General features: G+C 70.0%; 12 protein-coding genes. 10 read left to right on the top strand and 2 right to left on the bottom strand.

Annotated features, from left to right (window positions below):
• Window positions 1-746 (bottom strand): 16S rRNA (cytidine(1402)-2'-O)-methyltransferase (gene rsmI, locus G6048_RS03420; protein ID WP_165337900.1); only part of this gene is annotated, 746 nt, incomplete at its 3' end.
• Window positions 747-808: 62 nt separating this feature from the next.
• Here rsmI and G6048_RS03415 point away from each other — a divergent pair.
• From G6048_RS03415 to G6048_RS03405, 3 genes are all read left to right on the top strand, one after another.
• Entirely contained in the window at window positions 809-2,548 is a 1,740-nt protein-coding gene (locus tag G6048_RS03415; protein WP_165337899.1) for a dolichyl-phosphate-mannose--protein mannosyltransferase, read from the top strand.
• A gap of 159 nt (window positions 2,549-2,707) precedes the next feature.
• Complete coding sequence (locus tag G6048_RS03410) at window positions 2,708-4,330, top strand: penicillin-binding transpeptidase domain-containing protein (protein ID WP_165337898.1); 1,623 nt, start codon at window positions 2,708-2,710, stop codon at window positions 4,328-4,330.
• A gap of 94 nt (window positions 4,331-4,424) precedes the next feature.
• The gene (locus G6048_RS03405) at window positions 4,425-6,119 is read left to right on the top strand and encodes a penicillin-binding transpeptidase domain-containing protein (protein WP_165337897.1); all 1,695 of its coding nucleotides are present in this window, start codon (window positions 4,425-4,427) and stop codon (window positions 6,117-6,119) included.
• Window positions 6,120-6,265: 146 nt separating this feature from the next.
• Here G6048_RS03405 and G6048_RS03400 read toward each other — a convergent pair whose 3' ends face one another.
• Entirely contained in the window at window positions 6,266-6,610 is a 345-nt protein-coding gene (locus G6048_RS03400) for an SsgA family sporulation/cell division regulator (protein ID WP_165337896.1), read from the bottom strand.
• Window positions 6,611-6,814: 204 nt separating this feature from the next.
• Here G6048_RS03400 and G6048_RS03395 point away from each other — a divergent pair, with 204 nt between their 5' ends.
• From G6048_RS03395 to G6048_RS03365, 7 genes are all read left to right on the top strand, one after another.
• Entirely contained in the window at window positions 6,815-7,864 is a 1,050-nt protein-coding gene (locus G6048_RS03395; RefSeq protein WP_165337895.1) for an energy-coupling factor ABC transporter permease, read from the top strand.
• 1 nt (window position 7,865) lies between these two features.
• Window positions 7,866-8,627 carry a cobalt ECF transporter T component CbiQ gene (gene cbiQ / locus G6048_RS03390; protein WP_165337894.1) on the top strand — a complete coding sequence of 254 codons (762 nt, stop codon included), beginning with the start codon at window positions 7,866-7,868 and terminating at the stop codon, window positions 8,625-8,627.
• The gene (locus G6048_RS03385; RefSeq protein ID WP_206341101.1) at window positions 8,615-9,373 is read left to right on the top strand and encodes an energy-coupling factor ABC transporter ATP-binding protein; all 759 of its coding nucleotides are present in this window, start codon (window positions 8,615-8,617) and stop codon (window positions 9,371-9,373) included. The genes cbiQ and G6048_RS03385 overlap by 13 nt, the downstream gene beginning before the upstream one ends.
• Window positions 9,370-9,819 (top strand): MarR family winged helix-turn-helix transcriptional regulator, encoded by a 450-nt coding sequence (locus G6048_RS03380; RefSeq protein ID WP_165337892.1) that lies wholly within the window; start codon window positions 9,370-9,372, stop codon window positions 9,817-9,819. The genes G6048_RS03385 and G6048_RS03380 overlap by 4 nt, the downstream gene beginning before the upstream one ends.
• A 134-nt stretch (window positions 9,820-9,953) precedes the next feature.
• Window positions 9,954-10,403, top strand: coding sequence for an organic hydroperoxide resistance protein (locus G6048_RS03375; protein ID WP_165337891.1), 450 nt, complete (start codon window positions 9,954-9,956; stop codon window positions 10,401-10,403).
• 76 nt (window positions 10,404-10,479) lie between these two features.
• Window positions 10,480-11,655: a serine hydrolase domain-containing protein gene (locus G6048_RS03370; protein WP_165337914.1), complete on the top strand. Its 1,176-nt coding sequence runs from the start codon at window positions 10,480-10,482 to the stop codon at window positions 11,653-11,655.
• Between the two features lie 177 nt (window positions 11,656-11,832).
• Complete coding sequence (locus tag G6048_RS03365; RefSeq protein ID WP_165337890.1) at window positions 11,833-12,204, top strand: hypothetical protein; 372 nt, start codon at window positions 11,833-11,835, stop codon at window positions 12,202-12,204.
• Window positions 12,205-12,292 lie beyond the last annotated feature (88 nt).

The following is a 12,292-nucleotide window of genomic DNA, read 5'->3' as shown; positions in this document are numbered from 1 at the left end:
CCCGCCTCCTCCCGCACCCGCACCCGCCGCACAAGCTCCGCCGCGTCCACGCCCTCGGCCCCCTTCTCCGGCGCCCCCTCCACAACAACGGTGATCTCCCCGCGGACGCGCTCCGCAGCCCAAGCCGCAAGCTCGCTCAACGACCCCCGCCTGACCTCCTCATACGTCTTGGTCAGCTCCCGGCACACAGCGGCCCGCCGGTCCTCCCCGAACACCTCCGCCATCGCGGCGAGCGTGTCGTCCAGCCGGTGCGGCGACTCGAAGTACACGAGCGTGCGCCGCTCCCCGGCGACCTCCCGCAGCCGCGACAGCCGCTCCCCCGCCTTCCGGGGCAGAAACCCCTCGAAGCAGAACCGGTCGACCGGCAGCCCGGACAGCGCGAGCGCGGTCAGCACGGCGGACGGGCCGGGTACGGCCGTCACCCGGATGTCCTGCTCGACGGCCGCGGCGACGAGCCGATAGCCGGGGTCGGACACTGACGGCATCCCCGCGTCGGTGACGAGCAGCACACGCGCCCCATCGGCCAGCGCCTCCACCAGCTCGGGCGTACGGGCCGACTCGTTCCCCTCGAAGTACGACACGACGCGCCCGCCCGGCTGCACGCCCAGCGCCTGGGTCAACCGGCGCAGCCGCCGCGTGTCCTCCGCGGCGATCACATCGGCGGCCGCCAACTCCTGGGCCAGCCGGGGCGGTGCGTCCGCGACGTCCCCGATGGGAGTGCCTGCGAGTACAAGGGTTCCTGTCACGGTTCCATCCTCGCAGGGCCGATAAAGGGGCCTCGCACAGAAGGGTTCCCTACGATGGCGCGGTGACCAGTACCGCGTCCCACACGGACCTCCGGAAGGAACAGGGCATCGAAGAGCAGCGGCCGTCGTGGCAGCTGCGGCTTCGCCGGTTCGGCTACACGAGCCCGGCCAGAAGCGACGTCCGTGACCGTCTGGTGCCCGCGTACGCCCAGCCCAGCCCGCGTCTGTGGATGGCGTTCGGGCTGACGAAGCCGACCGCCGCGCTCGTGGTGCGCTGGTCGGCCTGGGCGGGCCCGCTGCTGATCACACTCCTCGCGGGCCTGACGCGGTTCTGGAACCTGGGCAGCCCGAAGGCGGTGATATTCGACGAGACGTACTACGCCAAGGACGCCTGGGCGCTGATCCACCGCGGGTACGAGGTCAACTGGGCCAAGGACGCCAACGAGCTGATCCTGCAGAGGAACGGCGACGTCCCGATCCCGTCGGAGGCCGCGTACGTCGTCCATCCGCCGGTCGGCAAGTACGTGATCGGGCTCGGCGAGTGGCTGTTCGGGTTCACGCCCTTCGGCTGGCGGTTCATGACGGCCCTGCTCGGCACGCTGTCGGTGCTGATGCTGTGCCGGATCGGCCGCCGACTGTTCCGCTCGACGTTCCTCGGCTGTCTCGCGGGCGCCCTGATGGCCGTCGACGGGCTGCACTTCGTGATGAGCCGCACGGCGCTGCTCGACCAGGTGCTGATGTTCTTCGTGCTCGCGGCCTTCGGCTGCCTGCTCATCGACCGGGACAGGACGCGCGCACGCCTCGCCGCCGCTCTGCCGCCGGACGAGGACGGAGTCGTACGCCCCGACGCGTACACGGCGGAACACACCCGTCTCGGCCTGCGTCCCTGGCGCTGGGCGGCAGGCCTGATGCTCGGCCTCGCCTTCGGCACCAAGTGGAACGGCCTGTACGTCCTGGTCGCGTTCTGCCTGCTGACGGTCCTGTGGGACGTCGGCTCACGCAGGGTCGCGGGCGCCCGGCACCCGTACAAGGCGGTGCTCCAGCGCGACACCGGCCTGGCGTTCGTGGCGACCGTGCCGGTCGCGATCGTCACGTACCTGGCCTCCTGGACCGGCTGGATCCTGTCCCCCTCCGACGGCAGCGGCGCCTACTTCCGCAACTGGGCGGCCACCGAGGGCAAGGGCGGCAACTGGACGTTCCTGCCCGACTGGGTGCGCAGCCTGTGGCACTACGAGCACCAGGTGTACGAGTTCCATGTCGGCCTCACCTCGGCGCACACGTACCAGTCGAACCCGTGGAGCTGGATCGTCACCGGCCGCCCGGTCTCGTACTTCTACGAGTCCCCGCAGCCCGGCAAGGACGGCTGCCCCGTCGACGCGGGCGAGAAGTGCGCCCGCGAGGTCCTCGCCCTCGGCACGCCCCTGCTGTGGTGGGCCGCCGGCCTCGCGGTCCTCTATGTGCTGTGGCGCTGGTTCTTCCGCCGCGACTGGCGCGCGGGCGCGATCGTCTGCGGTATCGCGGCCGGCTATCTGCCCTGGTTCATGTACCAGGAGCGCACGATCTTCTTCTTCTACGCGATCGTCTTCCTGCCCTTCCTCTGCCTGGCCCTGGCGATGATGATCGGCGCGATCCTGGGCCCGCCCGGTTCGAGCGAACGCCGCCGCGTGGCGGGCGCGGCCACGGCGGGCGTCCTGGTCCTGCTGATCGCCTGGAACTTCGTCTATTTCTGGCCGATCTACACCGGCCAGGCCATCCCGATAGACACCTGGCGATCACGAATGTGGCTGGACACCTGGGTTTGAAGGGCGATTTGAGGCGGTCCGGGGGCGGTCCCCGGACCGGAGACCTCGGCTTAACAATCAGGGAACAGCGGCCACACGTTCCCCTCCTCCCGCATACAGTGCGATAGATGAGCGCCTTTCTGAACACGTTCAGAAAGGCCATGGGGAGGGGATCGCGCTATGCGCAAGGGGGCGAAGACCGCCATTGTGGGCGGGGTGTTCGCGGTGATGGTCGGGGGTGCCGGATACGGCGCGTTCAACATCGTGTCGGCGATCGCCGGGGGCTCGGACGCCCGGGGCGAGACGGTGAAGACCGGCCCGCCGTCGGGTGACGAGGTCAAGGAGACCAGCGAGAAGTTCTTCGCGGCCTGGGAGCAGGGGAAGGCGGCCAAGGCCGCCGAGTACACGAACAACGCGGGTGTGGCCCAGCCACTGTTCGCCGGCTACCGCACCGAGGCGCATCTGACCGACGTGAAGATCACGCCGGGTACGCCGTCGGGCGGAACGGTCCCGTTCTCGGTCGCGGCCACGGTGTCGTACGAGGGGAAGAGCAAGCCCCTGTCGTACAAGAGCGAGCTGACCGTCGTCCGCGGGGACACCACAGGGCGGGCGCTGGTCGACTGGGAGCCGACCGTGCTGCACCCGGATCTGGCGGAGGGGGACTCCCTGGTCACGGGTGAGGCGGCGAGCCCGCCGATCGAGGCGGTGGACCGGAACGGCACCGTGCTGACCGAGGAGAAGTACCCCTCGCTCGGGCCGATCCTGGACCAGCTGCGGAAGAAGTACGGCGACAGTGCGGGCGGCACCCCGGGCGTCGAGCTGGCGATCCGGAGCTCGGACGAGGAAGCGGGCGACAAGACGCTCGTCACGCTCGCGAAGGGCGAGCCGGGCAAGCTGACTACGACGCTCAGCGCGGGCGCGCAGGCCGCCGCGGAGAAGGCGGTCAAGGAGTACTCCAAGTCGTCGGTGGTCGCGGTGAAGCCGAGCACCGGGGAGGTGCTGGCGGTCGCCAACCACGGGTTCGGCGAGTTCAACGCGGCGTTCCAGGGGCAGCTGGCGCCGGGCTCCACGATGAAGATCGTCTCCGCGGCGACACTGATCGACAACGGCATCACGACCGCGACTGGACCCGCGCCCTGCCCGGCGGACGCGACCTGGCAGAGCCAGACCTTCAAGAACATCGAGGGCATGAAGCCCAACGACAACGCGACCCTCTCGGAGAGCTTCGCGCTCTCCTGCAACACGGCGTTCGTGAAGTACGCGGACGAGGTGAAGGTCGACTCGCTCACGAAGGAGGCCCAGGAGCGCTTCGGTCTCGGGCAGGACAACTGGAAGACCGGCATCGCCTCCTTCGACGGCTCCGTCCCGGCCTCCGGCGGCCCCGACACGGCGGCCAACATGCTCGGCCAGGGCGAGATTCAGATGAGCCCCCTCAACATGGCCTCCGTCACCGCGACCGCCATAACCGGCGCCTTCCGTCAGCCGGTGATCGTGCCGCAGAGCCTCGACGACCGTGAACTGGCCGCCGCGAAGGGCCTGGACGCGGGTACGGTCGCGCAACTCCGCCAGATGATGAACCGCACCGCGGTCAGCGGTACCGCGGCCAAGGTGATGGGTGACGTGGGCGGCGGCAGCATCGGCGCGAAGACCGGTTCAGCCGAGGTCGACGGGCGGAAGACGTCCGACAGCTGGTTCACCGGCTACCGCGACGACATCGCGGCGGCGGCCATGGCGCAGGAGGCCGGCCGGGGCGGCGACGCGGCGGGCCCGATTGTCGCAGCCGTGCTACGAGCGTCCGCTTGAGGTCCCGTCTGTCACACGGGGACCCTAGGCTGTTGGCTCTCGTTCTCTAAGTGGAACGTGGGAGTACTGAGGCAACAGCGGAGGAACGGGAGCCGTGGGGAACAGGGGACGCGCCGGAGAGCGCGGCAGGACGAAGCCCGCCGTCATCGGGGGGATGATCGCCGTGGTCGTCGCTGGGGCGGGGTTCGGCGTCTACACCGTGTACGGCGGTGGGGCGGCGGCCGACGACAGCGCGTCGACAGCCGCCGAACGCAAGGCGGCCGTGAAGACCGGCCCGCTGTCGGCGGCCGAGGTCAAGTCGGCGGCCACGACGTTCCTCACGGCCTGGCAGAGCGGTGACGTCACCGAGGCCGCCGCCACCACGAACGACACGGCGGCGGCCCGTACGCTGCTGACGGGGTTCGGCAAAGAGGCGCACATCAAGGACGTGACGCTCACGCCCGGCACCAGAACCGGCGCGAAGATGCCGTTCTCGGTCAAGGGCACCGTCTCCTACAAGGGCCAGACCAAGCCCCTCGCGTACGACTCCCAGCTCACCGTCGTCCGCCGGGCCGAGGACGGAAAGCCGCTGGTCGACTGGCAGTCCGCCGTCGTCCACCCGGACCTTCAGGACGGCGACCGGCTGGTCACCGGGGAGGCCGGGACGCCGCCGGTCAAGGCGCTCGACCGGGACGGCGGGGAGCTGACCACGGCCAAGTACCCGTCCCTGGGGACGGTCCTCGACGGCCTGCGCGAGAAGTACGGCAAGAAGGCCGGCGGCAAGGCGGGCATCGAGCTGCGTGTGGTCCGCAAGGGCTCCTCGGCCGACTCCGCCAAGGCGACCGAGGGTGACGAGGAAACCCCCGACAAGACGCTGCTGGAGCTGAGCAAGGGGACGCCCGGCACGGTCCGTACGACCCTCAATCCGAGCCTCCAGGCGACCGCCGAGGAGCAGGTTTCCAAGAAGCCCAAGGCGTCGCTGGTCACGACGAAGGCGTCGACGGGCGAGATCCTGGCCGTCGCGAACTCCGGCCACGGCTTCAACACCGCCTTCCAGGGTTCCCTTGCGCCCGGCTCCACGATGAAGGTCATCACGGCGTCGCTGCTCCTCGACAAGGGGCTCGCGTCGATGGACAAGCAGCACCCGTGCCCCAAGTACTTCAAGTACGGCGGCTGGAAGTTCCAGAACGACGACAAGTTCGAGATCAAGGGCGGCACGTTCAAGGCGAGCTTCGCGCGGTCCTGCAACACGGCCTTCATCAGCCAGGCCCCGGAGCTGAGCGACGACGATCTGACGAAGCAGGCCCAGGAGGTCTTCGGGCTCGGCAAGAACGACTGGCAGATCGGGGTGTCCACCTTCGACGGCGCGGTGCCGGTGCAGTCGGACGCCCAGATGGCGGCTTCGCTGATCGGCCAGGGCGCGGTCCGGATGAACCCGCTGAACATGGCGTCGGTCGTCGCGACGGCGAAGACGGGCACCTTCCACCAGCCGTACCTGGTGTCTCCGGACGTCGACGACCGTACGTTGGCGAAGGCGCCCCGTTCGCTTTCCTCGTCCACGCGGGCCCAGTTGCAGTCGATGCTGCAGTACACGGCCGCGGCGGGAACGGCCGCCGAGGCGATGGCCGGCCTCGGCTCCGACTCCGGCGCGAAGACCGGCTCCGCGGAGGTCGACGGCCAGAAGAAGCCCAACGGCTGGTTCACGGCGTGGAAGGGCGACTTGGCTGCCGCCGGCGTGGTGCAGCAGGGCGGGCACGGCGGCGAGGCCGCAGGTCCGCTAGTGGCGGCGATGTTGAAGGCGGGTAGCTGAAGCTACGCGGACTTACCAAAGTCCGGTGCGGCCCCGCGTCCCTTTAAGAGGCGCGGGGCTGTTTCAATGTGCGGCTCCGCCGCGATGGGGGAGCGACCAGCCGCAACGGACCCGCAGAGTCGAACTGCACCTCCCGGCGGGAGCGCTCAGTGTGCCACCGGCGCGCCCGCCATATACGTCCGCCGCAAGAAGCGGATCAGCGCCTTCTCGTCGAACTGCACCACCGCCACCCCCTCCGGCGAGTGGAACTCCATCACCGTCTGGACCCGGCCGCACGGCCATATGCGTACGTCACCGGCCTCGGCCGGCGTGCGCAACCCCCGCTCGAGAAGGTCGCGCGCGACAACCCACTCGTGCCGCCCGGGAAGGGTGACGTGCACCTCGGCCGGCTCGGCCTCGGGGTCATAGCGGAGGGCTACCGGGACGGCGGGCGCCTCCTGCGCCGAGTCCGTGACGATGTGGGCGCGCGCGTACTGCTCGACGGCGGACATCGGCCGCTCCTTCGCCGGGGGTCCAGGGACCCTGTGAGAACCCTTTGTAGTGATTTCTATCCAATGTCGCATATTTCCTGGATTGCGCCCCCAAACTGTCGCTGAAGCTATTGATGGAAACCTCGCTCTTGCAAGCCGTTCGCAACAAGGCACTATCATCAAACGGTTAGCCAGCCGGCCGGACCCCGGAAGCGGAGCCCATCCATGCACGTGCCCGACGGATTCATCAACGCCCCCGTCTCCCTGGCCACCGGAGTCGTCGCCGCCGGAGCCGTCGCCGTGAGCCTGCGCGGCGCGCGGCGCGAACTCGACGAGCGGACCGCCCCGCTCGCGGGCCTGGTCGCCGCGTTCATCTTCGCCGTGCAGATGCTCAACTTCCCCGTCGCCGCAGGCACCAGCGGCCACCTCCTCGGCGGCGCGCTGGCCGCGATACTCGTGGGCCCCTACACAGGGGTCCTCTGCGTCTCGGTCGTCCTCCTCATGCAGGGCATCCTCTTCGCGGACGGCGGCCTCACCGCGCTCGGCGTGAACATCACGATCATGGCGGTGGTCACCACGGTCGTGGCGTACGCCGTATTCCGCGGCCTTGTAAAACTCCTGCCCAAGAAGCGCCGCTCCATTACCGTCTCCGCGTTCATCGCCGCCGTGTTCTCCGTGCCGGCCGCCGCCGCGGCCTTCACGTTCGTCTACGCGATCGGCGGCACCACGGACGTACCCATCGGTCAGGTCCTCACCGCGATGGTCGGCGTCCACGTCCTCATCGGCATCGGCGAGGCCGCGATCACGGCGCTCACGGTCGGCGCCGTCATCGCCGTACGACCGGACCTCGTGTACGGCGCCCGCGGCCTGACCGCCCCGCTCAAGCTCCGCGTCAACGGCGAGCTGGTCGACGCCCCGGCCGCCGAACCCGCCCCCGTCGCCGCCCGCTCCCCGCGCAAGGTCCTGCTCGCGGGCCTCGCCGCCTCCCTCGTCCTCGCCGGTTTCGTCAGCTTCTACGCCTCCGCCAGCCCCGACGGCCTGGAGAAGGTCGCCGCCGACAAGGGCTTCGACTCCAAGGTGGAGGACCACGCCGCCGCCGACTCCCCGCTGGCCGACTACGGCATCGAGGGCATCATGAGCTCCCGTCTCTCCGGCGGCCTCGCGGGCGTGATCGGCGTGGGCGTCACGCTGGTCGCGGGCACGGGCGTCTTCTGGGCCGTCCGCAAGCGCCGTACGACCGAGACCTCGCCCTCGTCAGTCCCCGAGAACGTCTGACATGGGTGCGGGCCACGCGCACAAGCTCTACCGGCACGGGCACTCGCCCGTGCACGCCCTGCCGCCGCACACCAAACTCGCGGCCGTCTTCGCCTTCGTCATCGTCGTCGTGTCGACCCCGCGCGAGGCGATGTGGGCCTTCGCGCTGTACGCACTGCTGCTGGCGAGCGTGGCGTACGCGGCGCGCGTACCGCCCGGATTCCTGCTGAAACGGCTGCTGATCGAGGTGCCGTTCGTGGCCTTCGCGGTACTGATGCCGTTCGTGGCGCAGGGCGAGCGCGTGGACGTACTCGGCATGTCCCTGAGCGTGAACGGCCTGTGGGGCGCCTGGAACGTACTGGCCAAGGGCACGCTCGGCGTCGCCGCCTCCGTACTGCTCGCCTCGACCACGGAACTGCGCGAACTCCTCCTGGGACTACAGCGGTTGAAGCTTCCGCCGCTCCTCGTGCAGATCGCCTCGTTCATGATCCGGTACGGCGACGTCATCGCGGACGAGATGCGGCGGATGAAGATCGCGCGGGAGTCGCGCGGCTTCGAGGCGCGTGGCGTACGGTCCTGGGGCGTCCTCGCCAAGTCGGCGGGCGCGCTGTTCATCCGGTCGTACGAGCGCGGGGAGCGGGTGCATCTCGCCATGGTGAGCCGGGGTTACGCCGGTTCCATGCCGGTCATCGACGAGGTGACCGCGTCCCGGGCACAGTGGTCGTACGCCCTTGCCCTGCCCGTCGCCGCCCTCGTCGTCTGCGTGTTGGGATGGACCTTGTGACCCCCTCCTTGGAAGTGGCCGGACTGGCCTTCGCGTATCCCGACGGCCACCAGGCCCTGTTCGGCGTCGACTTCACCGTCGCGCGCGGTGAACGCGTGGCGCTGCTCGGGCCGAACGGCGCCGGGAAGACCACGCTCGTACTGCACCTCAACGGCATCCTGACCGGCGGCACCGGCACCGTGACGGTCGCCGGGCTGCCCGTCGGCAAGAAGCACATGGCGGAGATCCGGCGGAAGGTCGGCATCGTCTTCCAGGATCCGGACGACCAGCTGTTCATGCCGACCGTGCGCGAGGACGTGGCCTTCGGGCCCGCGGCGGCCGGTCTGAAGGGGCCCGAGCTGGAAGCGCGGGTCCGCACAGCGCTGGAGCGGGTCGGCATGGAGGCCTTCGCCGACCGTCCCCCGCACCACCTCTCCTTCGGGCAGCGGCGCCGGGTGGCGGTCGCGACCGTGCTGGCGATGGAGCCGGAGATTCTGGTCCTGGACGAGCCGTCGTCCAACCTCGACCCCGCCTCACGGCGCGAACTCGCCGACATCCTGCGGTCGTTGGACGTCACGGTCCTCATGGTCACCCACGACCTGCCGTACGCCCTCGAACTGTGCCCGCGCTCCCTGATCCTCAGCGAGGGAGTGATCGCCGCGGACGGAAAGACGGGCGAACTGCTCTCCGACGAGGAGTTGATGCGTGAGCATCGCCTGGAGCTGCCGTTCGGCTTCGACCCGGCCTCCGTGACAATGGGCGCGTGACGAACGAGGAGACCACAGGCACGCGCGAGGGATCGCTGCTCCTGGACGACCAGCTGTGCTTCGCGCTGTATGCCGCCCATCGCGCGGTGACGGCCGCGTACCGCCCGCTGCTCGACGAGCTCGGCCTGACCTATCCCCAGTACCTCGTCCTGCTGGTCCTGTGGGAGCGCGGCGAGACGCCGGTCAAGGAGCTGGCGGCCGCCCTGCGGCTCGACTACGGCACCGTGTCCCCGCTCCTGAAGCGGCTGGAGGCGGCGGGCCTGGTCCGGCGTGAGCGGTCGGCGCGGGACGAGCGGTCGGTGCTCGTCGCGGTGACGGCACGCGGGGAGGAACTGCGGGAGCGCGCGGAGTGCGTACCGGGCGCGCTGCTCATGGCGACGGGGCTCGGCGGGCCGGACGTCGCGCGGTTGCGCGAGGATTTGTGGCGGCTGGCGGAGAAGGCGTAGGCCGCGGCGACGGACCGTAACCCGCTGATCTCGCGTTACCCACGGTTGCTACCCCCCGGTAACAGAGGCTCGACCACCGCCAAGTACCTTGTGCACGATGTACTTGTGCGCATGGAATCCGGGGGAGGCCAACCATGACTGACGGCACCGCTGTTGTCGACACCCGTCCAACGAAGATCATGTACGTCGCCGAGGCCACCGCGCACGGCGGCCGGGACGGCTACGTCACCAGCCAGGACGGCCAGATCGGGCTGAGGGTCGCGATGCCGCCCGCGCTCGGCGGGGACGGCAACGGCACGAATCCGGAGCAGTTGTTCGCGGCCGGTTTCAGCGCCTGCTTCCACAACGCCCTGGTCCTCGTCGGCCGCCGGTCCGGCTTCGACCTCACCGGCTCCACGGTCGCGGCCAAGGTCGGCATCGGCCCGAACAAGCAGCGCGGCTACGGACTCGCGGTCGCCCTCAGCGTCTCGCTCCCCGTCCTCGACCCGGGCGTCGCCTCGAAGCTCGTGGACGCGGCGCACGAGGTCTGCCCGTACTCCAACGCGACGCGCGGCAATATCGAGGTCACGATCCTGCTGGGCTAGGAATCGCGGGCGTTGGGCGGCTGTTGCTCCCACTGTCGGCTGTTTCTGGACGGGGAACGGGAGTACGGGCGTGGACGTGAACGTGAGCGGCACGGTGGCGGAGGGCTTCGAGCCGGTCAGGGACGCGTTCGTACGCAACTTCACGGCGCTCGGGGAGCGGGGCGCGGCGGTGGCCGTGTACCGGGACGGGCGCAAGGTGGTCGACCTGTGGGGCGGGCTGCGGGACGTCGACGGTTCCTCGGCCCTCTGGGAGCGCGGGACCGCGCAGATCGTGCGCTCGGCGACGAAAGGTGTCGCCGCGGCCGTACCCCTTCTCCTGCATCAGCGCGGGCAGTTGGACCTGGACGCACCGGTCGGCGAGCACTGGCCAGAGTTCAAGGCGCGCGGCAAGGACCGCGTGCTGGTCCGGCACGTGCTGAACCATCGGGCCGGACTCCCGGTGCTCGACCGCCCGCTCACGCCGGAGGAGGCCCTGGAGCCTTCGAAGGGCCCCGAAGCCGTGGCCGCCCAAGCCCCCGTCTGGGCGCCCGGCACGGATCACGGCTATCACGCGCTGACGTACGGCTGGATTCTCGACGAGTTGGTGCGGCGTGTGACAGGACACGGCACCGGTGAGTGGATCGCGTCGGAGATCGCCGGGCCGCTGGGCCTGGACCTGTGGCTGGGGCTGCCTGCGGAGGAGGAAGCAGCGGGCCGGACCGGCCGCGTCGGCCGGATCGAGGCACCGGAGCCGGCCGGGGTGGGCCCGCGCCTCCGCCCGAAGCGCTCGGTCACCGAGGCCTACGACGACCCGTCCTCCCTCACCCGGCGGGCCTTCGCCGCGATCACCCCGTTCCCCGACCAGAACGACCCGGCGTACCGCGCGGCGACGCTCCCCGCGACGAACGGCATCGCGACGGCGGACGGCCTGGCCCGCTTCTACGCCTCACTGATCGGTGAAGTGGACGGCACACCAAGCGTGTTCACACCGGAGACACTGACAGCGGCCCGCACGGAGGAGTCGGCGGGCCCCGACCGCATCCTGGTGATCAACACCCGCTTCGGCCTCGGCCACATGCTCCACGGCTCGGCCTCTCCCTTCCTGTCCCCCGGCTCCTTCGGCCACCCGGGCCGCGGCGGCCCCCTCGGCTTCGCCGACCCCGAGTCGGGCATCGCTTTCGGCTACGTGACGAACGGCTTCCGCAAGACGGTGACGGCGGATCCGCGGGCACAGGCGCTGGTACGGGCGGTATGGGCGGCGCAGTCGTCGTAGCCGAGCCCCGCTGTTCCTCGCTCAATCCGGTGCGCTTGTGGTGCGGACCATGCGGTGCGCAGCGGTCAGCCGTCCTCGACCACGCAGCGAGCCAGATGCCGGAAGGTCCTCACCGGAGACCCGCACTATCCGTCCACAACCTCCCCAGACAGAACGATCAGCGGGCAAGATGACCTCATGACAAAGCTGTCGGTACGGTCGGTCCGTCGCACTCCCTCCGGTTCGGTGCTGTCGTTGTGGTCACAGGACTCCGTGTTGTCGATCGGCTCAGTGGGTTCGGTGCTGTCCGTGGGGTCCGTCGGTTCGGCCTTGTCGGTCGGCTCGATCGGAAGTGCCCTGTCGGTCGGCTCGATCGGTTCCGCTCTGTCGCTGATCTCAACCGGGTCGTGGCTGAGTACAGGATCGTTGTTCTCCGCGCAGTCGCGGTGGTCGGTGCTGTCCTGGCGTTCCTCTCGCGGTTTCCTGGCCGCGGGAGCGGTAGGGGCAGCGGCCGGAAGCGCCCTGTTGTTGGCCCAGATGCCGCACAAAACCGAAACCGGCACCGAATGACCCAGGTCGGGCTGACCCGAAATGGACACTTGGCCCCGTGATGCCGGGTCACGCCGAGTAGACGACCAGGGCGAGTACGGCGAGAAGC

Origin of the sequence: Streptomyces ureilyticus, from assembly GCF_011045025.1 — a bacterium.
Taxonomy (GTDB): domain Bacteria; phylum Actinomycetota; class Actinomycetes; order Streptomycetales; family Streptomycetaceae; genus Streptomyces; species Streptomyces ureilyticus.
The sequence above is the reverse complement of the archived record's forward strand: the minus strand, read 5'-3'. Positions and strand labels throughout refer to the sequence as shown.

Bases quoted from the DNA above. Each gene is read 5' to 3' on its own strand.
- G6048_RS03410 (WP_165337898.1), top strand. From the start codon at position 2,708: ATGCGCAAGGGGGCGAAGACCGCCATTGTGGGCGGGGTGTTCGCGGTG.
- G6048_RS03400 (WP_165337896.1), bottom strand. From the start codon at position 6,610: ATGTCCGCCGTCGAGCAGTACGCGCGCGCCCACATCGTCACGGACTCG.
- G6048_RS03395 (WP_165337895.1), top strand. From the start codon at position 6,815: ATGCACGTGCCCGACGGATTCATCAACGCCCCCGTCTCCCTGGCCACC.
- cbiQ (WP_165337894.1), top strand. From the start codon at position 7,866: ATGGGTGCGGGCCACGCGCACAAGCTCTACCGGCACGGGCACTCGCCC.
- G6048_RS03385 (WP_206341101.1), top strand. From the start codon at position 8,615: ATGGACCTTGTGACCCCCTCCTTGGAAGTGGCCGGACTGGCCTTCGCG.
- G6048_RS03375 (WP_165337891.1), top strand. From the start codon at position 9,954: ATGACTGACGGCACCGCTGTTGTCGACACCCGTCCAACGAAGATCATG.
- G6048_RS03365 (WP_165337890.1), top strand. From the start codon at position 11,833: ATGACAAAGCTGTCGGTACGGTCGGTCCGTCGCACTCCCTCCGGTTCG.